The 24,260-nt window shown below is 67.1% G+C and carries 22 protein-coding genes and 2 pseudogenes; 8 read left to right on the top strand and 16 right to left on the bottom strand.

Features of this window, described 5'->3' with window-relative positions; all coding sequences use genetic code 11:
- Positions 1-93: 93 nt before the first annotated feature.
- On the bottom strand, positions 94-1,002 hold the full coding sequence (dapA, locus tag WAX14_RS18460) for a 4-hydroxy-tetrahydrodipicolinate synthase (protein WP_422629496.1): 909 nt from the start codon (positions 1,000-1,002) through the stop codon (positions 94-96).
- Positions 1,003-1,113: 111 nt separating this feature from the next.
- Entirely contained in the window at positions 1,114-1,869 is a 756-nt protein-coding gene (gene thyX, locus WAX14_RS18455; RefSeq protein ID WP_422629495.1) for an FAD-dependent thymidylate synthase, read from the bottom strand.
- A gap of 152 nt (positions 1,870-2,021) precedes the next feature.
- Here thyX and WAX14_RS18450 point away from each other — a divergent pair, with 152 nt between their 5' ends.
- The 3 genes from WAX14_RS18450 to WAX14_RS18440 are packed head-to-tail and all read left to right on the top strand — an operon-like array spanning position 2,022 to position 3,777.
- Entirely contained in the window at positions 2,022-2,627 is a 606-nt protein-coding gene (locus WAX14_RS18450; RefSeq protein ID WP_422629494.1) for a toxin-antitoxin system HicB family antitoxin, read from the top strand.
- 60 nt (positions 2,628-2,687) lie between these two features.
- Positions 2,688-3,125: an SRPBCC family protein gene (locus WAX14_RS18445; protein WP_422629493.1), complete on the top strand. Its 438-nt coding sequence runs from the start codon at positions 2,688-2,690 to the stop codon at positions 3,123-3,125.
- A complete protein-coding gene (locus WAX14_RS18440; RefSeq protein ID WP_422629492.1) occupies positions 3,106-3,777 on the top strand; it encodes a DUF3105 domain-containing protein in 672 nt (223 codons plus the stop codon). Before WAX14_RS18445 ends, WAX14_RS18440 begins: the two co-directional genes overlap by 20 nt.
- Positions 3,778-3,804: 27 nt before the next feature.
- Here WAX14_RS18440 and WAX14_RS18435 read toward each other — a convergent pair whose 3' ends face one another.
- A complete protein-coding gene (locus WAX14_RS18435) occupies positions 3,805-4,209 on the bottom strand; it encodes a flavodoxin family protein (protein ID WP_422629500.1) in 405 nt (134 codons plus the stop codon).
- A 126-nt stretch (positions 4,210-4,335) separates the two neighbouring features.
- Positions 4,336-4,812 (bottom strand): tetratricopeptide repeat protein, encoded by a 477-nt coding sequence (locus WAX14_RS18430; RefSeq protein WP_422629491.1) that lies wholly within the window; start codon positions 4,810-4,812, stop codon positions 4,336-4,338.
- Positions 4,813-4,938: 126 nt separating this feature from the next.
- On the opposite strand from WAX14_RS18430, the pseudogene WAX14_RS18425 reads away from it, so the two are divergent.
- Positions 4,939-5,286 (top strand): annotated as a pseudogene (locus tag WAX14_RS18425) (class I SAM-dependent methyltransferase); the annotation flags it as partial.
- 428 nt (positions 5,287-5,714) lie between these two features.
- On the opposite strand, the gene dapB reads toward WAX14_RS18425, so the two are convergent.
- The 10 genes from dapB to WAX14_RS18375 form a co-directional block, all read right to left on the bottom strand.
- A complete protein-coding gene (gene dapB / locus WAX14_RS18420; protein ID WP_422629499.1) occupies positions 5,715-6,470 on the bottom strand; it encodes a 4-hydroxy-tetrahydrodipicolinate reductase in 756 nt (251 codons plus the stop codon).
- A gap of 82 nt (positions 6,471-6,552) precedes the next feature.
- A complete protein-coding gene (locus tag WAX14_RS18415) occupies positions 6,553-7,896 on the bottom strand; it encodes a M16 family metallopeptidase (protein WP_422629490.1) in 1,344 nt (447 codons plus the stop codon).
- Positions 7,897-8,032: 136 nt separating this feature from the next.
- Entirely contained in the window at positions 8,033-8,764 is a 732-nt protein-coding gene (narI, locus tag WAX14_RS18410; protein WP_422629489.1) for a respiratory nitrate reductase subunit gamma, read from the bottom strand.
- Position 8,765: 1 nt separating this feature from the next.
- Positions 8,766-9,434: a nitrate reductase molybdenum cofactor assembly chaperone gene (narJ, locus tag WAX14_RS18405; protein WP_422629488.1), complete on the bottom strand. Its 669-nt coding sequence runs from the start codon at positions 9,432-9,434 to the stop codon at positions 8,766-8,768.
- Positions 9,434-11,110 carry a nitrate reductase subunit beta gene (narH, locus tag WAX14_RS18400; protein ID WP_422629487.1) on the bottom strand — a complete coding sequence of 559 codons (1,677 nt, stop codon included), beginning with the start codon at positions 11,108-11,110 and terminating at the stop codon, positions 9,434-9,436. The genes narJ and narH overlap by 1 nt, the downstream gene beginning before the upstream one ends.
- Positions 11,111-11,164: 54 nt before the next feature.
- On the bottom strand, positions 11,165-14,857 hold the full coding sequence (locus tag WAX14_RS18395) for a nitrate reductase subunit alpha (RefSeq protein WP_422629486.1): 3,693 nt from the start codon (positions 14,855-14,857) through the stop codon (positions 11,165-11,167).
- 24 nt (positions 14,858-14,881) lie between these two features.
- On the bottom strand, positions 14,882-16,099 hold the full coding sequence (locus tag WAX14_RS18390) for a nitrate/nitrite transporter (RefSeq protein WP_422629485.1): 1,218 nt from the start codon (positions 16,097-16,099) through the stop codon (positions 14,882-14,884).
- Between the two features lie 284 nt (positions 16,100-16,383).
- Complete coding sequence (locus tag WAX14_RS18385; protein ID WP_422629484.1) at positions 16,384-18,663, bottom strand: polyribonucleotide nucleotidyltransferase; 2,280 nt, start codon at positions 18,661-18,663, stop codon at positions 16,384-16,386.
- Between the two features lie 310 nt (positions 18,664-18,973).
- The gene (gene rpsO, locus WAX14_RS18380) at positions 18,974-19,243 is read right to left on the bottom strand and encodes a 30S ribosomal protein S15 (RefSeq protein WP_072810920.1); all 270 of its coding nucleotides are present in this window, start codon (positions 19,241-19,243) and stop codon (positions 18,974-18,976) included.
- Positions 19,244-19,383: 140 nt separating this feature from the next.
- Positions 19,384-20,361: a bifunctional riboflavin kinase/FAD synthetase gene (locus WAX14_RS18375; protein WP_422629498.1), complete on the bottom strand. Its 978-nt coding sequence runs from the start codon at positions 20,359-20,361 to the stop codon at positions 19,384-19,386.
- A 97-nt stretch (positions 20,362-20,458) separates the two neighbouring features.
- Between WAX14_RS18375 and WAX14_RS18370 the strand changes: the two genes are divergently transcribed.
- Positions 20,459-21,370, top strand: coding sequence for a metal ABC transporter substrate-binding protein (locus WAX14_RS18370; protein ID WP_422629483.1), 912 nt, complete (start codon positions 20,459-20,461; stop codon positions 21,368-21,370).
- Here WAX14_RS18370 and WAX14_RS18365 read toward each other — a convergent pair.
- A complete protein-coding gene (locus tag WAX14_RS18365; protein ID WP_422629482.1) occupies positions 21,365-21,469 on the bottom strand; it encodes a hypothetical protein in 105 nt (34 codons plus the stop codon). The two genes, WAX14_RS18370 and WAX14_RS18365, sit on opposite strands and share 6 nt — an antisense overlap.
- On the opposite strand from WAX14_RS18365, the gene WAX14_RS18360 reads away from it, so the two are divergent.
- From WAX14_RS18360 to WAX14_RS18350, 3 genes are read left to right on the top strand one after another with little or no spacing between them, the layout of a single operon-like run.
- Positions 21,433-22,242, top strand: a complete 810-nt coding sequence (locus WAX14_RS18360) for a metal ABC transporter ATP-binding protein (RefSeq protein ID WP_422629497.1) — start codon at positions 21,433-21,435, stop codon at positions 22,240-22,242. The two genes, WAX14_RS18365 and WAX14_RS18360, sit on opposite strands and share 37 nt — an antisense overlap.
- Positions 22,242-23,111: a metal ABC transporter permease gene (locus WAX14_RS18355; protein ID WP_422629481.1), complete on the top strand. Its 870-nt coding sequence runs from the start codon at positions 22,242-22,244 to the stop codon at positions 23,109-23,111. Before WAX14_RS18360 ends, WAX14_RS18355 begins: the two co-directional genes overlap by 1 nt.
- A 20-nt stretch (positions 23,112-23,131) precedes the next feature.
- Positions 23,132-23,827 carry a metal-dependent transcriptional regulator gene (locus tag WAX14_RS18350; RefSeq protein ID WP_422629480.1) on the top strand — a complete coding sequence of 232 codons (696 nt, stop codon included), beginning with the start codon at positions 23,132-23,134 and terminating at the stop codon, positions 23,825-23,827.
- Between the two features lie 45 nt (positions 23,828-23,872).
- Here WAX14_RS18350 and WAX14_RS18345 read toward each other — a convergent pair.
- Positions 23,873-24,260: pseudogene (locus tag WAX14_RS18345) on the bottom strand (tRNA pseudouridine(55) synthase TruB); the annotation flags it as partial.

Here is a 24,260-nt window from a genome sequence, read left to right as displayed (position 1 = left end):
GCTGACCGCGGCGCGGGCGGGGGGCGGGCTGCCCCGAGTTGCGGGCGGCGGGCGGTCCTGCACTGCGGGTGACGCGGCCACGCGACGGGCGGCTCATGACAGCACCCCCGCGGCACGAAGATCGGCGGCGAGTGCGTCGATCTGGGAGGTGGTCGGTACGACCTGCGGTAGTCGCGGCTCTCCGACGTCGATACCCATCAGCCGCAGGCCTGCCTTGGATGCGCTCACCCCGCCGAGACGTGCGACGGCCCGCAGGATCGGCACGAGTTCGAGGTTGATTCTGCGGGCGCGGGCGAGATCGCCCGCTTCGAACGCCGTGTGCAGCTCACGCAGCCGGCCGGGAACCAGATGTCCGATGACACTGACGAAACCGACCGCACCGACCGCGAGCCACGGCAGGTTCAGCGGGTCGTCGCCCGAATAGAACTTCAGGTCGGTGGTTCCGATCAGCTCGGCACCGGCGTTGAGATCGCCCTTGGCGTCCTTGACCGCGACGATCCGCGGGTGTTCGGCGAGGCGCCGCAGCGTCTCGGTCTCGATGGGCACCACCGAACGAGGTGGAATGTCGTAGAGCATCACCGGCAGATCGGTCGCATCGGCGACCGCGGTGAAATGCGCGTAGAGACCTGCCTGCGGGGGCCGCGAGTAGTACGGGGTGACCACGAGCAGGCCGTGCGCGCCCGCGCGTGCCGCGTCGCGCGCGAGTTCGACGCTGTGTGCGGTGTCGTTGCTGCCTGCGCCTGCGATGATCTTCGCGCGGTCGCCGACTGCCGCGAGCACCGCGCGCATCAGCTCGAGCTTCTCGTTTTCGGTTGTGGTCGGCGATTCACCGGTGGTTCCGGCGAGAACCAGTGCGTCGCAGCCTCCGTCGACCAGATGCGCCGCCAGGCGTACTCCGGCATCGACATCGAGCTTGCCGTCGGTAGTGAACGGGGTCACCATCGCGGTGGCGATGGTGCCGAACGGAAGCTCGTCGGCTGAAGCGGAATCACCGTTGGTCATGGTCAGAAGGCTACCGCGTGCAGAAGGCCCGGCGACACACACCTGCCCGCGCGTCGCCGCCGAGGGCCGGCCGGCCCCGGTGGTCAGCCCCCGGTGGTCAGCCCCCGGTGGTCAGCCCTCGGTGGTCAGCCGACTGCCGGCGATCTCGGTGCCGTCGGGCAGTGCCGTGATGGTGAAGTCACCGAAGACGTTCGGCGCGACCTCCTGCAGGCGGCGCAGACACTCCACCGCGAGGCGGCGGATTTCGACGTCGGCGTGTTCGGTGGCGCGCATCGCGACGAAATGCCGCCACGCCCGATAGTTGCCGGTGACGACGATGCGTGTCTCGGTCGCGTTGGGCAGCACAGCGCGGGCGGCCTCACGAACTCGCTTCGCTCGTAGCGGGCCCGCGGGTATGTGTGACAGCTTCTCGTCGAGAGCGGTGAGCAGTTCGGTGTAGGCCGCGCGAGCGGCTTCGGCTGCGGCGAGGAACAACTGCTCGAGATCCGGATCGCCCTCGATCGCCGGCGGCACCACAACGGGCGTGTCGCCGCCGGGTACGAACCGCTGAGAGAGCTGCGAGTAGGAGAAGTGCCGGTGACGGATCAGTTCGTGGGTGCAGGATCGGGAGATGCCGGTGATGTAGAAGCTCACCGAGCTGTGCTCGAGCACGGAGAGGTGGCCGACGTCGAGTAGATGCCGGATGTATCCGGCGTTCGTCGCGGTGCGCGGGTTGGGTTTGGACCAGCTCTGATAGCAGGCTCGGCCGGCGAATTCGACGAGTGCCTCACCACCCTCGGCGTCGGTGTCCCACGGCACCTCGTCGGGTGCGACGAATTCGGTTCGGGCGACGAGCCGGATCCTCGGTGTGACAGCTTCGGGTGCCATCGCTTCCTCCTACCTTCATGTATGAAGCGAACGGTATCCGCGCCCATGTATGAAGCGAACGGTATCCGCGCCGCACCGATCCCACCGGTCGATGCCAAGTTGACATCAGCCCGATGCTTGACCGATGTCACTTGTGACGTCACTATGGCGTCATGAACATCGACACCTACACCACCTCCGTGACCGACGCCGTACTCGCCGCGGCGGAACTCGGCGACGACCAGACCCGCCGCACCGCCGCCGCACTGGCCGCCGCGATCGGCGCCCCCGTCCGCCTGGCACTGCTCGACGCACTCTCCGACCTTGCCGCCGAAATCTCCGAACAACTCGAGGACAGCCGGGTGACCGTCCGACTCGACGGCCGCGACGCCGTCGTCGAGGTCCACCACGGTCCGACCCCGGAACCGGAGACCGCCACCCCGACCTTCGAAGAAGTCACCGGAGACATCAGCCGCGTGACATTGCGCCTCGTCGAACAGATCAAGTCCCGCGCCGAGGAGGCCGCGGCACAGAACGGGCTGTCGCTCAACACCTGGGTCGCGCAGGCCGTACAGGGCGCCCTGCGCGATCAAATGCGTTACCAGGCATCCGGATTCGACCGAAACTGGGGTTCGTACGGCCCCTATCGACGCCCTGGGGCATCGCGGTCGGCTGCGGACGAAACCTCGACGGACACTGCAGCGCCGTCCTCCACTCCCGAACCCGACCAATCCCAACCCGCGCCCGACCCCCGCGACACCGGCCGCGACGACGAGTGATCTCCGGCCACGTGCGGTAGATTGCCGACGCACCGCACCTGGACCAAGGAGTAGAACCGGATGGCTGTCAGCAGTTCCCTCACCTCGGAGATCAAGGCGACCCCGGAGCAGGTGATGGCCGCAATCGTCGCGGTGGACCGTCTTCCCGAGTGGTCGTCGGCGCACAAGTCCGTGACGGTCGAGAGCACCCACCCGGACGGTCGCCCGCACCGGGTACGCATGTCACTGTCGGTCATCGGCATCTCCGACGAGCAGGTCGTCGACTACCAGTGGAACGGCAACGAGTCGATGTCGTGGACACTCGTCGAGAGCACTCAGCAGAAGCAGCAGGACGGCGCCTACACGCTGACATCGAGCGCCGACGGCACCCGCGTCGAATTCGCCCTGACCATCGACCCGAAGATCCCGCTGCCCGGGTTCCTCGTGAAGCGGGCCCAGAAGATCGCACTCGAAACGGCAAGCAAGGGCTTGGCGGGGTTTGTCGCCCAGACGATCTGATCCCGTGCCGAAGAGGGCATCCGCTGCAACGGTGATCGCGGTCGTTGCGGCCGCGATCACCGGATGCGGGTCGCCGGTCGACGGGACGGCACGCGCGGACGTGGACGGAGGGGCCGATCCATCGGTCGCGATCCCGGGCATCACGACCGTCGACTATCCGGCGGGCGACCACATCGGCGCGACCCAGCGGGTTGCCTACGAGCACAGTCCGCCGTTCGGCGGGCCCCACGACGCGGTGTGGGCGACGTGTACCGGCGTCGTCTATCCGACGCCGATCCGCAGCGAGAACGCGGTGCATTCCCTCGAGCACGGTGCGGTGTGGATCACCTACGATCCGGATCGGACTTCCGGTGAGCAGCGGGATCTTCTCGCCGACCGCGTGGATGGCGTGAGCTACCTGCTCATGTCCCCGTATCCTGATCTGGCACAGCCGATTTCACTACAGTCCTGGGGTCACCAACTGTTCGTGGACGACGCCGAGGATTCGCGCATCGACGAGTTCATCGGGGCGCTGCGGCTCAATCCGGCGACCTACCCGGAACCGGGCGCCACGTGCGCGACCCTGCCGTCGAGCTTCGATCCGGCGAATCCTCCCGCGTTCGGACCGATCCCGACGGACCTCTCCGATCCTGACGTGGTGCCCGAGCGCTGAACCCGGTCCCGGCCTCCGGCACTCCCCTCACACTTCCATGAGCTGCGCCGCGAGTGTCGCACCGAGTTCCCAGCACGCTTCGAGGTCGCTCTTGGTCGGCTTCCCGGACACCACCACGTAATCGGCAGCTTTCACCCATCCAAGGCCGGTCGTGATCGAACTGACGCCCTTCTCCGCACCCTCGGTGCCCTCGTTGCCGTGGAAATACGCCCCGAACACTCGGCCCCGGGTCGAATCGAGGCACGGGTAGTAGATGACGTCCAGCCCGTGCTTCAGGCCGCCGCTCATGTATCCCAGGTTGGCGGGGGTGCCGAGCAGATACCCGTCGGCCTCCAGCACGTCGGTCGGAGACAGGGACAGTGCGGCACGCCGCACGACCTCCACGCCCTCGATGTCCGGGTCGGTCGCGCCGGACACCACGGCCTCGAACATCGCCTGGCAATGCGGCGACGGAGTGTGATGAACGATCAGCAGTCGCTTCACGCCGTCCTCCCGGTACACGACGTGGATGGGCAGGTACGCACCGTGCGCGCACGCGTGTCGGTCACAGCGTGCACACTACGACGGGTTGCCGTCACGTTCGTGCTTCTCGAGTACTACCGCGCGGCGCATCGTGTCGCGCGCACGGGAGCGGTCACCGGCATGATCATAGGCGCGGGCAAGCCGATACGAGTTGCGCCAGTTGTCCGGGTCCGCTTCCCATTCCTGTTTGACCTGCTGGAACACTGCGTCGGCGGCGTCCCGCTCGACCCGCCCGGAGGGCATCCGCGGCAGGTCGGACACGTCCAACTCCAGACCTTCGTCGTGGATGCGTCGCGCCAGATGCTGATGTTGGAGACCGGCCCGGATCGTCGCGTACACGATCCAGGCGCCGACGAGCGGTAGCAGCAGCACTCCGATGCCGAGCCCGACAGGGACGACGCCACCCGAGCCGATCAGATCGATTCCCACCCTGCCGAGCAGAACGAAGTAGAAGACGAGCGCGATCACAATGAAGGCGATCGGCGCGAGGACCTTGGTCAGTTCGTTCTTCACGAGCCGATTGTCGCAGGCCCCGGTTCGAGGCTCGCGCCCGAACTCCCGGGCAGAGTCACCGAGCATGCCGCCCGGGCACACAGTTGCACCCTTGACGGTCTCCCGGCGAGGGCGTGCACTGGTGTCATGCAATTCGCCGTCTCGGCCGAATACTACGACCGGTTCATGGGCCGATATGCCCCGAGCCTCGCAGTGGCGCTGTGCGATGCGGCGGGTGTGACCGCCGGGCTTCGGGTCTGCGACGTCGGGTGCGGGCCGGGCGGTCTGACCGCGGAAATGGTGGCCCGCGCCGGAGCGGACCGTGTCGCCGCGATCGATCCGGCACCGCAATTCGCACACGCCTGCAAGGAACGGAACGTGGGCGTCGACGTTCGGGTGGGCGTGGCGGAACACCTGCCGTGGCCGGACGACACGTTCGATGTCACCGCGGCATCCCTGGTGATCGGATTCATGGCCGACCCCGATGTCGGTGTGCGCGAGATGGCCCGCGTCACCCGGCCCGGCGGCACCGTCGCCGCGTGTATGTGGGACATCGCCACCGGCGGTATGACGATGCTCCGGGTGTTCTGGTCGGCGGTGCGCGGCGTCGCCCCCGACGCGACCGGCGAATCCACGATGGCCGGAACCGCCGAAGGTGATATCGCCGACCGGTTCCACCGAGCCGGACTCGACGAGGTGATCGCGGGGGCACTGACCGCGCACGCCGCCTACACCGATTTCGACGACTTCTGGGATCCGTTCACGCTCGAGGTCGGGCCCGCCGGCCGGTTCCTGCAGACCTTGACATCGCAGCAGCGCAGCGCCGTTCGCGACGCGTGCCGCGCGGCACTTCCCACGTCGGGCGCTTTCACACTCGACGCGCGCCTGGTATGCGCGAGGGACGATCCCGGCCGGTTGACCGGTCAGAGGTCGAGCAGCGGATCGATCCCGACGGTCAGGCCCGGACGTGAACCGATCCCCCGGACACCGAGGAGCACACCCGGAACGAACGAGGTCCGGTCGATCGAATCGTGCCGGATCGTGAGGGTTTCCCCCTGAGTACCGAGCAGAACCTCCTGATGCGCGACCAAGCCTGCGAGCCGCACCGAGTGCACACGCACGCCGTCGACGTCGGCGCCACGCGCCCCGTCGAGTTCGGTGGTGGTGGCGTCGGGACTGCGGCCCACCCCGGCGGCGGCGCGCGCTTCCGCGATCAGTGCGGCGGTGCGGTAGGCGGTGCCGGACGGCGCGTCGAGTTTGTTCGGGTGGTGCAGTTCGATGACCTCGACAGAGTCGAAGAACCGGGCGGCGGCCTGCGCGAACCGCATGGACAGAACCGCACCGATGGCGAAGTTCGGGGCGATGAGCACCCCGGTCCCCGGCGTTTCGGCGACCCAGCCGCGGACCTGCCCGAGCCGCTCGTCGTCGAATCCGGTCGTGCCGACGACGGCATGAATCCCGTTGCGGACCAGAAACTCCAGGTTCCCCATGACGACGTCGGGATTGGTGAAGTCGACGACGACCTCGGCCCCCGACGTGACGAACGCGTCGAGGCTGTCGTCTTTGTCGACGGTGGCGACGAGTTCGAGATCCGCGGCGTCCTCGACACCCGCGCAGATCGCCTGCCCGACCTTGCCCTTGGCTCCGAGAACACCCACCCGGATCGCTGCTGCAGTCACTTGTCTCGTCACGCCTTTCCGTCGGGTCTGTCGCACACGAGCGTACGCAATCGGGGTGCCGGGATGTGCACCCGGCCGTGCGTCACGCGACGATGCCGCGTACCGATGCGGGTAGGTCCTTGGCCCGGCCGTACGGTCCGACGACGGCCGCCGCGAACGGCCGGTTGAGCAATTCCGCCGCGACCGCACGTACCTCGTCGGAGGTGACGCCGGCGATCCGTTCGAGGGTGGAACTGACACTCCAGTGCGTGCCGTAGCTGAGCTCACTGCGGCCGATGCGGTGCATCCGGGCGCCGGTATCCTCGAGTCCCAGCACGAGACCGCCACGCAGTGAACCCTTCGCCCGCGCGCATTCGGCGTCGGTGATGCCGTCGTCCGCCACGTCGCGCAGCACGTCCCGGACGACAGTGGTGACCTCGCCGAGATTCTCCGGCTGGCAGCCGGCGTAGATCGAGAACGCACCGGTGTCGGCGAATGTGTCGACCCCGGAGTACACGGAGTACGCGAGGCCTCGCTTCTCGCGGACCTCCTGGAACAGACGCGAACTCAGTCCGCCGCCGATCGCGGCGTTGAGCACCGACAGCGCCCAGCGTCGACCGTCGTGACGCCCGAAGGAACGTACCCCCAACGACAGGTGTGCCTGCTCACCGTCGTGGTCGGTGATGCTCAGTTCGGGTGCCGTGCGCAGCCGCGCGGTGCCCTCGCGCCGTGGCGCGGGCGAGGAATCCGGGTCGAGGTGCGGGCCGAACGCTCGCCGCACGAGATCGACCGTGTGATCGTGATCGACATTGCCCGCGACCGCGACGACCATCCGCTGCGGCGTGTACCGCCGCACATGGAACGAGTGGAGTTGCGCGCGGGTCATCGACTCGATCGACTCGATCGAGCCGATGACAGGCCGCCCGATGGGATGGTCACCGTAGAGGGCGGTGAGGAAACTGTCACCGAGCAGATCTTCGGGGTCGTCGTCGCGCATGGCGATCTCTTCGAGCACCACCTGCCGTTCGACATCGACGTCGACGCTGCGGCACAGGCCGCGGAGCACCACGTCGGCGACCAGATCGACGGCCAGCGGCAGGTCGTCGTCGAGGACATGCGCGTAGAAGCAGGTGTGTTCTTTGGACGTGAACGCGTTGAGTTCACCGCCGACACCGTCGACGAGTTCGGCGATGTCGAGTGCGCTGCGCGTCGGAGTCGCCTTGAACAGTAGGTGTTCGAGGAAATGGGCGGCGCCGGCGACGGACGGTTGCTCGTCACGGGAACCGACTCCGACCCAGACGCCGACGGCGGCGGATCGTACCCCCGGCACGTGTTCGGTGACGACGCGGACACCGCCCGGTAGGACGGTGCGTCGCACACCGGAATCCGCAACGGCTGCGGCGATGTCGGCGGAGGTGACGGAAAGAGTACGGCGGTTGGAAGCCATGAATGTGTTCTGCGGTCCTGAGGCGATCGGCACGTGGGTATGAAGTAGGAGAAGCACACCCTACACGCGACGCCTCAGGACCGACGATCTCACCGGTGGTGACCGGAATTCACCAACCGCGTCGCCGCGGCTGTGCTCACCAACCGCGTCGCCGCGGCTGCGACCCGATGAGTTCCCCACTGGCAGCCTTGTCCCGGCTGCGGTAGACGACATACGGACGGAACAGGTACCCGAAGGGGGCACTGAAGGCATGCACGAGGCGGGTGAACGGCCACAACGCGAACAGAATGAGCGCGATCGTCACGTGGATATGGAACGACAGCGGAGCCTCCGCCATCGCCGCCCCGTCCGGCTGCAAAATCCAGATGGACCGGAACCACGGGGACACCGTCTCACGGTAGTTGTGCGCCTCGTTCCCTTCGAACGCACCGATCATCGTCGTCGCCAAGCCTGCCACGATCGCGGCCACCAGCACGACGTACATGATCTTGTCGTTGATCGTGGTGGCCGAGAACACCGGACCGGTTGCCCGGCGCCGGTAGATCAGCAACCCGATTCCGATGAGGGTCGCGATTCCCGCGATCACGCCGGGGATCGCGGCCATCCAGTGGTAGGCGTGCTCGCTGATCCCGACTGCCTCGGTCCACGATTCGGGGATCACCAGACCGATGATGTGCCCGATGATCACCACCAGCATGCCGAAGTGGAAGACCGGGCTCGCGATCCGCAGCAGGCGCTTCTCATACAACTCGGAGGAGCGTGTCGTCCACCCGAACTTGTCGTACCGGTACCGCCACCACGTCCCGACCACCAGGACCGCGAGGGTCACGTACGGAATGACGGACCAGTAGATTTCGGCGGCGGGCATGTCAGTGCGCTCCTTCGCTTCTGCGGGGTGGAACGGTCAGGGTGAACGGCTGCAACCCGATCGATTCGGCGGGTGGCCCGGCCTGTGCGAGCCGCTCCGCGCGCCGCGCCTCCTGGTCGGTCGCGGCAGGCAGGGTCGCGCACACCGCGTCGATGGTGTGTACGTAGGGCGAGCCCGCTTCGCGCAATGCCTCGCACAGCACGTCGATCGGTACCCGATGCTCGACCAGCAGTCGCCGTCCGGCGTCGGGATCGACGGTTGCCGCGAATTCGAGGACCACGGGCAGATGATCGGGTGTCTCCCCCACGGGTGGTTCGACACCCGAGTCGCGGTACACCTGCGCGAACGCGTGGATCTCGGTGCCGCGGTTGCGGGTGTCGCCGCCGGTCCAGTAGGTCAGGTACATCGTGGAGCGGCGCCGCAGGTCGAACACGTCGACGTAGGCGGTGGCCGCGGCCACCGGGTCGGCGTCGCGCAGCGCGGCAACGGTGCGGCCGAGCAGTTCGCCGGTACGTCCGGTGATGTGTGCACGCAACTGCTCGACGGTGTCGAGTCGCTCCTGCAACGCATCGTCCGGATAGGCCAGCAGCAGTGATGCGGCCTGCCACACCAGCCGGTCGTGCCCGGTGGCCCCGACCTTGGCGGGCCGGGCGCGGGAGAGCAGTCTCATCACCGGTCTCCCTTCGACTCGTCGTCACGGTGCGCGCCCGGGAACATGCCGGCGGGCGCACCCTTACCGTCCCAGTTGAGCAGGTTGACCCGCGACGGGTGGCTGGCGTTCGCGGCCATCCCGTCGGTGGTCTGCCGTTGCTTGAGCGCATGGAAGGTTTCGACAGCCACCGGAACGGGCCCACCGCTCGCCTCACCGAACGGCCCCGATTCGTACATGCCCGGCCCGCCGTCGAACGACAGTGCGCAATCGGTCACCGTCTCTTCGAGCCGGTGTCCCTCGGCGGCGTACGCGGACGGAATGACATACCGATCCTCGTATTTCGCGATCGCCAGCAGCCGGTACATGTCGTACATCTGCTCCTCGGTCATCCCGACGAGGTCGGGAATGTGCGGTTGCGTTTCGCGTCCGAGGTTGATGTCGCGCATGTACGAGCGCATCGCGGCGAGTCGGTGCAGCACCGCTGCGACAGGATCGACGTCACCGGCGGTGAACAGTTCGGCGAGGTACTGGATCGGGATGCGCAGTGCATCGAGTGCGCCGAACAGGTTGCCGATGTCCTCCCCGTCGTGTCCGTCCCGGCTGACGGCGTCGACGACCGGCGACAACGGCGGGATGTACCAGACCATCGGCATGGTGCGGTACTCCGGATGCAGTGGCAGCGCGACCTTGAAGGTGTGGATCAGCTTGTACACCGGCGATCGCTGCGCCGCCTCGATCCACTCGTCGGAGATGCCTTCGGCGCGGGCACCGGCGATCACCTCGGGATCGTTCGGATCGAGGATGATGTCGCGCTGCGCCTCGTAGAGGTCCTTCTCGTCCTCGACCGAGGCAGCCTCGAGGACCCGGTCGACGTCGTAGAACACCAGCCCGATGTACCGCAGTCGCCCGACGCACGTTTCCGAGCAGACGGTCGGCAGACCCACCTCGATGCGCGGATAGCAGAACGTGCATTTCTCGGCCTTGCCGGTCTTGTGGTTGAAGTACACCTTCTTGTACGGGCACCCGGACACGCACATCCGCCAGCCACGGCACTGGTCCTGGTCGACGAGCACGATGCCGTCCTCGACGCGCTTGTACATCGCGCCGGACGGGCACGACGACACACAGGACGGGTTCAAGCAGTGCTCGCAGATACGCGGCAGGTAGAACATGAACGTCTGTTCGAGTTCGAGTTTGACCTGGTCGCCGATCTTCTTCAGGATCGGATCCTCGGGCAGGATCTCCGGCGAACCGCCGAGATCGTCGTCCCAGTTCGCCGACCACGACACCTTCATCGGCTTGCCGCTGATGAGGCTGCGCGGCGGCGCGACGGGCATGTGCTCACCCAGTGGCGCCGACGTCAGGTTCTCGTAGTCGTACGTCCACGGCTCGTAGTAGTCGTCGATGGACGGCAACTTCGGGTTCGAGAAGATCCGCGACAGCTTGTGCAGGCGACCTCCGTCGCGCAGCCGCAACCGGCCCTTGCTGTCCCGGATCCAACCGCCCCGCCATTTTTCCTGGTCCTCGTAGGTGCGCGGATAACCCTGCCCGGGACGGGTTTCGACGTTGTTGAACCACACGTACTCGGTACCGGCCCGGTTCGTCCACGCCTGCTTGCAGGTGACCGAACAGGTGTGGCAGCCGATGCACTTGTCGAGGTTCATCACCATCGCCATCTGTGCCATTACCTTCATGACGTCCTCGCTTCCCCGGATCCGCTCACGTTCGTTTCGACGCTCACGTTCATGTCAGTAGGTCACTTCCTGCGACCGGCGACGCACCACGGTCACCTCGTCGCGCTGATTTCCGGTGGGGCCGAGGTAGTTGAACGCGAAGGCGTTCTGGGCGTAGCCACCGGCCAGGTGTGTGGGCTTGATCAGCAACCGGGTGAGCGAATTGTGGATGCCGCCGCGGGTGCCGGTGGTTTCGGTGAGCGGAGTGTCGATGGTGCGTTCCTGCGCGTGGTAGACGTACACGACGCCCTCCGGCATCCGGTGCGAGACGATCGCGCGGCACACCACCACACCGTTGCGGTTGACGGCCTCGACCCAATCGTTGTCACGCACCGAGATCTTCTCCGCGTCCACCGGACTCATCCACATCGTCGGGCCGCCGCGCGAGAGCGACAACATGAACAGGTTGTCCTGGTACTCGGAATGGATCGACCACTTCGAGTGCGGTGTCAGGTAGCGCACGCTCAGCCCGATGCCGTCGCGGCCACTCTCCCCGACGGCGGGCTCACCGAACAACCGGTTCATGTCCAGCGGCGGCCGGTAGACGGGCAGTTGCTCGCCGAGTTCCTCGATCCAGTCGTGATCGACGTAGAAGTGCATCCGGCCGGTGAGGGTGTGGAACGGTTTGAGTTCCTCGATGTTCACCGTGAACGGCGCGTAGCGGCGGCCCCCGGTTTCGCTGCCGGACCATTCCGGGCTGGTGATCACCGGGACCGGACGAGCCTGGGTGTCCGCGTACGTGATGCGACGCTCCTCGCTGCCCTCGGCGAGATGCACGAGGCGCCGGCCGGTGCGCTTCTCGAGTTCCCGGAAACCCTCGACGGCGAGGCGGCCGTTGGACGTACCGGACAACGCGAGAATGACATCGGCCATCCGCTCGGCGGTGGTCACCGCCGGACGTCCTGCCGCCACACCGGAGTTCATCACCCCGAACTTCGAGGCCAGCTCGGCGACCTCCTCGGTCGGATGCGTGGTGATCCCCTTGGTGGTCAGCCCGAGCTTGTCGACGAGCGGGCCGAGCGTCGACCACTTGTCGGCGATCGCCGCGTAGTCACGTTCGACGACCGCGATCGGCCCCATCGTCTTGCCCGGCACCGGAACTTCACCGGTGACCCGCCAGTCGTGTTCGGTGCCACCGGGATACGCCATCGCACCGGGGGTGTCGTGCTGCAACGTGCCGAGCACGACGTCGGTGCGGGTACCGAGATGGCGCGCGGCCAGGGTGCTGAAGGCGCGCGCGATCGTCCCGAATGCGTCGTAGTCCGAGCGGGTTTCCCACGGCGGGTCGATCGCCGGGCTGAACGCGTGAATGTACGGGTGCATGTCGGTGCTCGACAGGTCACCCTTCTCGTACCACGTGGCGGCAGGCAGCACCACGTCGGAGAGCAGCGTCGTCGAGGTCATCCGGAAGTCGATCGACATGAGCAGGTCGAGTTTGCCCTCGGGGATGTCGTCGGACCATTCCACATCGTTGGGCCGCAGGTCTTCCTGAGTGGGCTGCGCCTGCACATTGGACGTGGTGCCCAGCAGATGCCGCAGGAAGTACTCGTTGCCCTTGCTGGAGGAGCCGAGCAGGTTCGCGCGCCAGACGCTCAGCACGCGCGGCCAGTTGCGCGGGTTGTCCGGGTCGGTGACGGCCAGTTTCAGATCGCCCGACGCGAGCTGATTCGCGACGTAGGCGGGGATCTCCTGCCCCGCCGCGCGGGCGTCGTCGGCGACGTCGAGGCTCGACCGGTCGAACTGCGGGAAGAACGGACTCCACCCCATCGCAGTCGCCGAGGCCAGCACATCCATCGTGTGCTTTCCCGCGAACCTGCCGCGGCCGAGCGGACTCGACAGGGCATCGGCACGGTAGCCGTCGTAACGCCACTGCCCGGTGTGCGCGTACCAGTAGGACGTGCCGGCCATCTGCCGCGGCGGACGCGACCAGTCGGTACCCATCGCCATCGCGGCCCAACCGGTGACCGGGCGGCATTTCTCCTGACCGACGTAGTGCGCCCAACCGCCACCGTTGCGGCCCATCGAGCCGGTGAGCAGCAGCAGCGCGAGCACTGCCCGGTAGGTGGCGTCGCCGTGGAACCACTGGCAGATCCCGGCGCCCATGATGATCATGGACCGGCCACCGGATTCCTCCGCGCTGCGCGCGAACTCCTTCGCGACGCGGATCGCCTGCGCCGCGGACACTCCGGTGATCGATTCCTGCCAGGCCGGGGTGTACGCACCGGACGGATCGTCGTATCCGGTCGGCCAGGTGCCGGGCAGACCCGGTCGTGCCACACCGTACTGGGCGAGCATCAGATCGAAGACGGTGCACACGCGGTGCTCGCCGACACGCCGGATCGGCACGCCGCGCTCCACGGCTTCGCCGTGACCGTCGACGGTGTCGAAGCTCGGGAGGTGGATCAGCGCGCTCTCCCCCACCGCTCCGTCGTGCGCGGCGACGGTCAGCGCCGGAACGAGGTCACCCAGGTCGAGATTCCATTTGCCGACCCCGTCGTCGCCGTATCGGAAGCCGAGCGACCCGTGCGGTACCGCGACCTCGTCGGTGGCGCCGTCGAGCAGCACCGGCTTGAACGAGGCGTTCTCGACGTCCTGCCCGAGATCGGCCGCGGTCAGGTTCTTGCCGGGTACCAGTCGGCCGTCGCGTTCCTCGAGTTTCACCAGGAACGGCAGGTCGGTGTAGCGGCGCACATAGTCGACGAAGAACGGCACCCGGTTCTGCACGAAGCACTCGTTGAGGATCACGTGCCCCATCGACATGGCGAGGGCACCGTCGGTGCCGGCCGCGCACGGCATCCACTCGTCGGCGAACTTCGTGTTGTCGGCGTAGTCGGGACTGACGGTCACCACCTTGGTGCCGCGGTATCGGACCTCGGCCATCCAGTGCGCGTCCGGGGTGCGGGTGACCGGCACGTTCGAACCCCACATCATGAGGTACGCGGCGTCCCACCAGTCCCCCGACTCGGGGACGTCGGTCTGATCCCCGAACACCTGCGGTGAGGCCACCGGCAGGTCGGCGTACCAGTCGTAGAACGAGGTCATCACACCGCCGAGCAACTCCACGAATCGGGAACCGGCGGCGAACGAGACCATCGACATCGCGGGGATCGGCGAGAATCCGGCGACCCGGTCCGGCCCGTACTCCTTGATCGTGTGCACGTGGGCCGCCGCGATCATCTCGGTGGCTTCCGCCCAGGTGACCCGCACGAGCCCACCCTTGCCGCGTGCCCACTGGTAGCGGCGGCGCCGCTCCGGGTCGGACTGGATATCGGCCCACGCGAGGACCGGATCACCGAGGCGCTGTTTCGCTTCGCGGTACATCTCGACGAGCACGCCGCGGGCGTACGGGTAGCGCACCCGTGTCGGCGAATAGGTGTACCAGGAGAACGCGGCGCCACGAGGGCATCCGCGCGGTTCGTACTCGGGACGGTCCGGGCCGACGGACGGATAGTCCGTCTGCTGGGTCTCCCAGGTGATGATGCCGTCCTTGACGTAGATCTTCCACGAGCACGACCCGGTGCAGTTGACGCCGTGCGTCGAGCGCACCACCTTGTCGTGGCTCCAGCGGTCGCGGTAGAAGATGTCGCCCTCGCGACCACCTTGCTTGGTGACGGTGCGGCCGTCGCCGGAGACCTCACCCCGGGTGAAGAATCGTCCGCTGCGTTGCAGCAGTTCGTCGACGGGTCCGCCGATCTGGGGGGCGTTCACGATGGTTCCTTTCGGTGGTGGTCGTCAGGCGGCGGGTTCACGCGCGGGTTCACGCGCGTGCAACCGCAGTGCGGTGTAGACCAGGGCGATCAGGGCGGTGGCCACCAGGAGCAGCAGGCCGACGGTGTAGTCGTTGTCGGCGCTGTCGTAGGTCGCACCCATGACGAGCGGCGGGAAGTAGCCGCCGAGGCCGCCCGCTGCGGCGACGATGCCGGTGACCGATCCGACGGACTTGGCGGGGGCACGGCGGGCGACCCAGGCGAACACGCCGCCGGTACCGACACCGAGGAACAGCGCGAGCATGATGAACGTTGCTGCCGACCAGACGTCCGCGGGCGGTTGGAACGTCGCGACGAACGCCATCACGGCCGTACCCGCAAGCGAGGCGAGCACCACGTACTTCGGTGGGATGCGATCCGAGAGCGCGCCACCGACCGGTCGCGCGACGACCGCGGCCAGCGCGAATGCCGCGGTGCGGGCGCCGGCGTCGACGGCAGAGAAGTCGTAGATCGTCTTGATGTAGGTGGGCAGGTAGTTGCTGAAGGCGACGAAGCCACCGAAGACGATCGCGTAGAGGAACGACATCTCCCAGGTGACCCCGAGCTTGAGCGCGGCGACCAGCTTCGGCACCACCGGTTCGGTGTTGGGCGCGAATGCGGGCGAGTTGCGCATCGCGAGGACACAGATGCCCGCGGTCACCGCAAGCGCGGCCGCGATGATCACGTGGGTGGCGAGCAGGCCGACCCAGTTCACGAACCGCGGCGTGAAGAACGCCGACAGTGCGGTGCCGACCATGCCTGCGCCGAACACGCCGGTCGCGAAGCCGCGCCGGGACGGTTCGTACCAGTTGTTGGCGAACGGGATACCGACGGCGAAGATCGTGCCCGCGATGCCGAGGAAGAATCCGGATACCAGCAGCATCGGGTACGAACCGGCGTTTCCTGCGAAGCCGACCGCGAGGACCGGCAGGATCGATGCCAGGGAGATCACGATGAACATGATCCGGCCGCCGTAACGGTCGGTGAGCGGGCCGATCGCGATCCGGCCGAGCGCCCCGACCAGGATCGGCGTGGCGACCAGCAGCGACGCCTGCGTGCTGCTGAGCGACATGTCGTGGGCGTAGGTGGTCGAGAGCGGCCCGATCATGTTCCAGGCCCAGAAGTTGATGGCGGATACCCAGGTGGCGAGAGCGAGGTTGAAACCTTGCCCGGTCCCTGTACCCGGCGTCGTTGCCGTGTTCACACCCCCACGAAACCACTTCGGAGTGATCTTGGCGCAAATTTGGGGGAAACGTTACACCGCTCGGAATTTGTGAGCTAGGAACCGCTTCGACGGTACCCGTTCCCATCTGCCCGGGTCCAGTCTAGAATCTTCAATTACGTTGCAGCACAAGACAGTACAAGGTCCCTTCGCGTGCGGCACAAGGTCCCTCGCACCACCGACACAAAGCACCCCGCCCCAGCAGGACGTTGGTCCTACCGGGGCGGGGTGCTTCGAGCCGCGTGGTATTACATCGCGAGAACCGATCAGCTCTCGGCGTTCTCGGCGCCCTCGACCGGCGCGGCAGCGGCGTCGTCCTCGGGAACCGGAACCAGGCTGATCTTGCCGCGGTTGTCGATGTCGGCGATCTCGACCCGGATCTTCGAGCCGACGCTCACGACGTCCTCGACCTTCGCGATGCGCTTGCCGTTGCCGAGCTTGCTGATGTGCACCAGTCCGTCACGGCCCGGGAGCAGCGAGACGAACGCGCCGAACGCCGTGGTCTTGACCACGGTGCCGAGGAAGCGCTCGCCGACCTTGGGCAGCTGCGGATTGGCGATGGCGTTGATCTTGTCGATCGCGGCCTGCGCGGACGGACCGTCCGCCGCACCGACGTAGACGGTGCCGTCATCTTCGATGGAGATGTTGGCGCCGGTCTCCTCGGTGATCGAGTTGATCATCTTGCCCTTGGGGCCGATGACCTCGCCGATCTTGTCCACCGGGACCTTGATGGTGGTGATGCGCGGAGCGAACGGGCTCATCTCGTCCGGCGCGTCGATCGCCTCGGCCATGACCTCGAGAATCGTGGCGCGGGCATCGTGTGCCTGGGCGAGCGCTCCCGCGAGGACCTGCGACGGAATGCCGTCGAGCTTCGTGTCGAGCTGCAACGCAGTCACGAAGTCCTTGGTGCCGGCTACCTTGAAGTCCATGTCGCCGAACGCGTCCTCGGCACCGAGGATGTCGGTCAGCGCCACATACCGGGTCTCCCCGTCGACCTCGTCGGAGACCAGGCCCATCGCGATACCCGCGACCGGGGCCTTCAGCGGCACGCCGGCGTTGAGCAGCGACAGCGTCGACGCGCAGACCGAGCCCATCGAGGTGGAGCCGTTGGAACTCAGCGCCTCGGAAACCTGGCGGATCGCGTACGGGAATTCTTCCTGGCTCGGCAGCACCGGCACGAGCGCGCGCTCGGCGAGCGCACCGTGGCCGATCTCGCGACGCTTCGGGGATCCGACGCGGCCCGTCTCACCGGTGGAGTACGGCGGGAAGTTGTAGTGGTGCATGTACCGCTTGCTGGTTTCGGGACCGAGCGAATCGACCTGCTGTGCCATCTTGACCATGTCGAGCGTGGTGACACCGAGGATCTGGGTCTCGCCACGCTCGAACAGGGCCGAGCCGTGCGCGCGCGGAACCAGTGCGACCTCGGCCGACAGCGCGCGGATGTCCGTGATGCCGCGACCGTCGATACGGAACTGGTCGCGCAGGATGCGCTGGCGCACGAGCTTCTTGGTCAGCGAGCGGAAGGCGGCGCCGATCTCCTTCTCACGGCCCTCGAAGTTCGGGGCGACCTGCTCGAGCACGTCGACCTTGACCTCGTCGGTCTTGTCGTCACGCTCCTGCTTACCCGCGATGGACAGTGCCGCCGTCAGCTTGTCGGTGGCGGCTGCCTCCACGGCGGCGTACACGTCGTCCTGGTAGGCAGGGAAGACCTTGTAGTCACCGGTCGGCTTGGCAGCGGCAACGGCCAGGGCCTGCTGCGCGGCGCACAGGCTCGCGATGAACGGCTTGGCGGCCTCGAGGCCCTCGGCGACGATCGCCTCGGTCGGCGCCTGCGCGCCACCGTCGATCATGGCGATCACGTTGTCGGTGGCCTCGGCCTCGACCATCATGATGGCGACGTCACCGGACTCGACGACGCGGCCGGCGACGACCATGTCGAAGACCGCGTTCTCGAGCTGCTCCACGGTCGGGAAGGCGACCCACTGGCCGGCCTTGTTCTCGCCGGAGACATCCCCCGTCGCTCCGCCTGTGATCAGCGCGACACGGACGCCACCGACCGGGCCCGAGAACGGCAGGCCGGCGAGCTGCGTCGACGCCGAGGCGGCGTTGATCGCGACGACGTCGTACAGGTCGTTCGGATTCAGGCTCATCACCGTCACGACGACCTGGATCTCGTTGCGCAGTCCGTCGACGAAGGACGGGCGCAGCGGCCGGTCGATCAGGCGGCACGTCAGGATCGCGTCCGTGGAGGGTCGACCCTCACGACGGAAGAACGAGCCGGGAATGCGACCCGCGGCGTACATGCGTTCCTCGACGTCCACCGTCAGCGGGAAGAAGTCGAACTGGTCCTTGGGATGCTTGCCGGCACTGGTGGCCGACAGCAGCATGGTCTCGTCGTCGAGGTAGGCGACAACGGCCCCGGCTGCCTGCTGAGCAAGCCGGCCGGTCTCGAAACGGATGGTGCGGGTACCGAAGGCCCCGTTGTCGATCGTCGCGGCGGACTCGAACACGCCTTCGTCGATCTCGACTGCAGTATTGCTGGTCATCTCTATGTCTTCTCTTCCCTCTTCGTCTTCGCCGTACCCGCGTGGGCGCCGCGGCCCCCTTGGCCACGGCTGCGCACCGACTCGCGGAGGCGGCCGTCGATCGAAACCCACCGGCCCCGGATCATCGGGTGCGGAAGGTCACTACCGAGGACCGACACCGTCGGTGCATACGGTCTGCCGCGCTCGAGGCGGCACTGCACGCCGGACTTCCGGCGCAAACACCGGTAGCCGACGAGGCCCAGTGTAAAGGCATTCCCGTCGGCTACCGGCGAAGATCAGCGTAAGCAGATCGTGTTGCTCGGGGTCCGCGTCAGCGACGCAGGCCCAGACGCTGGATGAGCGAGCGGTAACGCTCGACATCGACCTTCTCGACGTACTTGAGCAGGCGGCGACGACGACCGACCAGCAGCAGCAGGCCGCGGCGGGAATGGTGGTCGTGCTTGTGCTGCTTCAGGTGCGCGGTCAGATCGACGATGCGCTTGGTGAGCATGGCCACCTGCGCCTCCGGCGAACCCGTGTCGGTCTCGTGCAGACCGTACTCGCCGAGGATCTGCTTCTTCTGCTCGGTGGTCAAAGCCACTGCGATTCTCCTGATCACTGACGTCCGCGCGATGAAAAACGGGCCGGAACCCGACGGCGGTGCCACCGCGAACCACAGCACACACCAAGGATCCAGGTTACCAGAGCGCCGGGCCGCTCCCAGACCGGCCGCGGCGCCGATCAGGTGGGGTCGTCGACGGCGAGGGCGAGAACGTCGCGGGCGCGGGCGGCATCGCCGTGCATCGCCGAGATGAGAGCCTCGACCGAGTCGAACTTTTCCATGCCGCGCAATCGCCGAACGAAGTCGACCGCGACGTGCTGCCCGTAGAGGTCGGCTTCACGATCGAGCACGAACGCCTCGACCGTGCGGGTCCGTCCGGAAAATGTCGGGTTCGTGCCGACCGACACGGCCGCACCGTATCGCTCGCCGGGCGTCACGGTGCCGAGGCTCGGCCCGGGGCCGAGGACCGTGAACCACGCGGCGTACACACCGTCGGCCGGTATCGCCGAATGCATCGGCGGAGCGACGTTCGCGGTAGGGAACCCGAGGTCGCGGCCACGCCCGTCGCCGTGCACGACGACCCCCTCGACCCGATGCGGGCGGCCGAGCGCATCGGCGGCAGCGGCGACATCGCCCGCATCGACACACGACCGGATATAGGTCGACGAGAACGTGACCGCATGCTCGGCGAGCAGGGACTGACCGTCGACCGCGAACCCGAAACGCTCACCGATCGTCCGCAGCATCTCGACGGTGCCCGCGGCCTTCTTCCCGAAGGTGAAGTTCTCGCCCACCACGACCTCGGCGACATGCAGCCGCTCGACGAGGATTTCGTGGGCGTACCGCTCGGGCGTCAACTTCATGAATTCGGACGTGAACGGCATGACGCAGAAGACGTCGACGCCGAGTTCCTCGGCCAGTTCGGCGCGCCGCGCGAGCGTCGTCAACTGCGCCGGATGATTGCCCGGACGGACCACTTCCATGGGATGTGGATCGAACGTCATGAGCACACTGGGGATCCCGCGTTCCTTCGCGGACTTCACCGCGCGTGCGATCAACTGCTGATGTCCGCGGTGCACTCCGTCGAACACGCCGATCGTCAGTACACAACGACCCCAGTCCGCAGGTATTTCCTCGAGGCCTCGCCATCTCTGCACATCGGGCAGCCTACGGCCCCGGCCCGGAGCGGTCACCTCCAACTCGCCGCTCGGTACGGAAATGGACATTCGGGTCTCCGACACACATAATTTCGGTGTGCCGAACATTTTCATTGGATTCATCAAAGTTGGTGTTGCCGCCGTCGCGGTCGCCGCCGTGACATCGTGCGCGACTGCCGTCCCGGCCGAGGACGATCGGCCACTGGCCCTGACCACCTTCACCGTGCTGGCCGACATGGCACGCAACGTCGCCGGTGGGCACGTCCGCGTCGAATCCATCACCAAGGTCGGTGCCGAGATCCACGGGTACGAGCCGACCCCAGGCGACCTTCGATCTGCCGCCGACGCGGACCTGATCCTCGACAACGGACTCGGCCTCGAACGATGGTTCGAGCAGTTCCTCGCCGACACCGACGCCGAGCATGCCGTCCTCAGCGACGGGGTTGCGCCATTGCTGATCGGCGAGGACGCGTACGCCGGTCGCGTCAACCCCCACGCGTGGATGTCACCGCTCAACGCCCGGATCTACGTCGACAACATTTCCGCGGCGCTCTCCCGGATCGCGCCGGAACATACTGCCGAGTTCGCCGCGAACGCCGCTGCCTACAAGGACCAACTCCACCTCGTCCACCAGGAACTCGTGTCGGGACTCGCCGAACTGCCCGAACAACAACGCGCACTGGTCACCTGTGAGGGCGCCTTCGGTTATCTGACACGTGACGCCGGCCTGCGCGAGGCCTACCTGTGGGCGATCAACGCCGATCAGCAGGGCACCCCGCAGCAGATCGCGCGAACCGTCGACTTCGTGCGCGACAACCGTGTTCCCGCGGTGTTCTGCGAATCGACCGTCTCGGACAAGGCGCAACGGCAGGTCGCCGCCGACACCGGCGCCCAATTCGGCGGCGTCCTCTACGTCGACTCGCTCTCCGAGCCCGACGGGCCGGTCCCGACCTATCTCGACCTGCTGCGCCATGACGTCCGCACGATCACGAAGGGACTGGCCTCATGACTGCGCGAACGAACAACATGCGAACGAACAACATGCGAACGAACAACGCCGGAACCGGCACCATCGGAACCGGCACCATCGGAACCGGCACCAGGACAAATCCTTCGGCCACCACGGCGCTCACACTCGACGGCGTCACCGTCCGTTACGGAACGGTCACCGCCCTCGACGACGTCACCCTCGCCCTCGCCCCCGGACGGGTGTGCGGATTGGTCGGCACGAACGGGTCGGGCAAATCCACGCTGTTCAAAACGGTCATGGGCATCGTCCGGCCCAGCGCGGGCCGGGTGACGATCGCCGGATCCGATCCGGCGTCCGCGCGGCGTACTGCGGCCGTCGCGTACGTACCGCAGGCCGAAGCCGTCGACTGGGACTTTCCCATCATCGTGCGGGAGGTCGTGATGACCGGCCGCTACGGACACCAAGGCCCCCTGCGCAGGCCACGACCCGCCGATCACGAAGCGGTCGCGCACGCACTCGATCGCGTGCAGATGACCGAACTCGCAGACCGGCAGATCGGTCAACTCTCCGGTGGGCAGCGCAAACGGGTGTTCGTCGCCAGGGCCATCGCGCAGGGCGCTCCGCTGCTGCTGCTCGACGAACCGTTCGCGGGCGTCGACAAAAGCACCGAGATCGCCTTGACCGCGGTGATCCGTTCGCTCGCCGATGTCGGTCACACCGTCCTGGTAGCCACACACGACCTCGCCGGACTGCCGCTACTGTGCGACGAGGCCGCACTGCTGCAGCAGCGCGTGCTCGTGCACGACACCCCGGAAGAAGTGCTGCGACCCGAGAACCTGGCACGCGCGTTCGGCGTTGTCCCCACCGACTCCGTGCCCCGACCCACACCGTCGACGCGAGAGGACTCGTGATGCTCGAACTTCTCGTCGAACCACTGCAGTACGGGTTCATGCAGCGCGCCCTGATCGTCGCGATCGCGGCGACCGTCGTCTGTGCTCTGCTCAGTTGCTGGCTCGTGCTCATCGGCTGGTCGCTGATGGGCGATGCGGTCTCGCACGCGGTACTGCCGGGCGTCGTCCTCGCCTATCTCGTCGGCGCCCCGTTCACCATCGGCGCGTTGCTGTTCGCCGGCATCGCGGTGGCCCTGATCGGACTGGTGCGCGGCACCACCCGAGTCAAGGAGGACGCCGCTATCGGCGTCGTGTTCACCACGCTGTTCGCACTCGGCGTCGTGTTGATCTCGAAGAACCCCAGCCAGGTTGACCTGCATCACGTGCTGTTCGGCAATCTGCTCGGGCTGGCCGACACCGATGTGTGGCAGGTGTCGTTGCTCGCGGCGATCGTGTTCGCGGTCCTCGTCGTCAAACGGCGGGATCTGACACTGTTCGCTTTCGACCGGGTCCAGGCCCACACGCTCGGGATCTCCCCGGCGCGACTGTCCGCGCTACTCCTGGCATTGCTCGCCGTGACGATCGTCGCGGCACTCCAAGCGGTGGGGGTGATCCTCGTCGTCGCCGTGCTCATCATTCCCGGCGCCACCGCATATCTGCTGACCGACCGGATCTCCCGGATGCTGGTCCTGGCACCGACCCTGGCGGCCGCGTCGTCGATCGTGGGGGTGTACACGAGCTACTACACCGATGCCTCGACCGGCGGTGTCGTGGTGCTCGCGCAGGGGGCGGTATTCGCGATCGCATATCTGTTCGCGCCCCGGCAGGGTGTGGTGACGGCGGCGGTGCGACGCTCCCGCGCGACCTCGGTCGAGGTGATTCCGAGGTGAGAGTTGCCTAAGCTGAGCAGGTGCCTGACAGGAGCGAGACAACCACCACGACGGAAGCATTGACCGCCGTCGCGCAGGACTACCTGAAGGTCGTCTGGACCGCGCAGGAATGGTCCGGCGAGAAAATCTCCACGAAACTGCTCGCCGAGAAGCTCGGCGTGTCCGCATCGACCGTGTCCGAGGCGGTGCGCCGCCTGTGCGACCAAGGCCTGCTCGACCACGAACGGTACGGCGCGATCTCCCTGACGGATTCGGGGCGCGCTGCCGCGGTTGCGATGGTCCGCCGGCATCGACTCATCGAAACCTTCCTGGTCAGCGAACTCGGCTACGGCTGGGACGAGGTGCACGACGAGGCCGAAGTGCTCGAACATGCGGTGTCGGAGCGAATGATCGCCGCGCTCGACGCGAAACTCGGATTTCCCGAACGTGACCCGCACGGCGACCCCATTCCCACGCCCGACGGCACCATTCCCACCCCGCCTGCGCGACCACTGAGCGCGTTCACCGACGGCGAATCCGGTCGCGTCGCCCGCATTTCGGACAAGGACCCGGCGATGCTGCGCTACTTCGACGACGTCGGGATAGCGTTGGACACCGAGATCCGGGTCGTCGAACGTCGCGACTTCGCGGGCACGGTCGCGGTGACCATCGGTGCGCTCCGAGACCGCACGGTCGACCTCGGCCATCCGGCCGCCGATGCGATCTGGCTGGTCTGACCGCTCCCCCGCTTCGACGGACGAACTGCAAGGGACGACGATCCGTCAAAGGTTCGACGGGCGCACCACGAACACCGCCGAAGCACGTTTTCCTTTTTCCTGCAGCAACGCGGCGACGCGGCCCCGCGCGTCGACCGCCGCGTACACCCCACCCAACCCGATCGGCTCGAGCCAACGACCGTTCGCCAGCAACGCGGCCTCGTCGTCGCCGATCGAGCGACTCTCGAATGCGGTACGCGCGGCCGCGTCGATGTCGAGGCTCAACGCCGGATCGTCCGCCAACTGTTCGAGGGTGCGCGCGTGTTCGAGTCCGAACGGACCGACCTTCGTGCGCCGCAGCGCCGTCAGGTGCGCACCGACGCCGAGTGCCGCTCCGAGGTCCCGCGCGAGCGCCCGGACATACGTGCCCGACGAGCAGTCGACCTCGACGTCG

The sequence above is a fragment of the Rhodococcus sp. (in: high G+C Gram-positive bacteria) genome (assembly GCF_049299235.1).
Classification (GTDB): Bacteria; Actinomycetota; Actinomycetes; order Mycobacteriales; family Mycobacteriaceae; genus Rhodococcus.
Note: the sequence above shows the minus strand (reverse complement) of the source record. Positions and strands in the feature narration are given on the sequence as shown.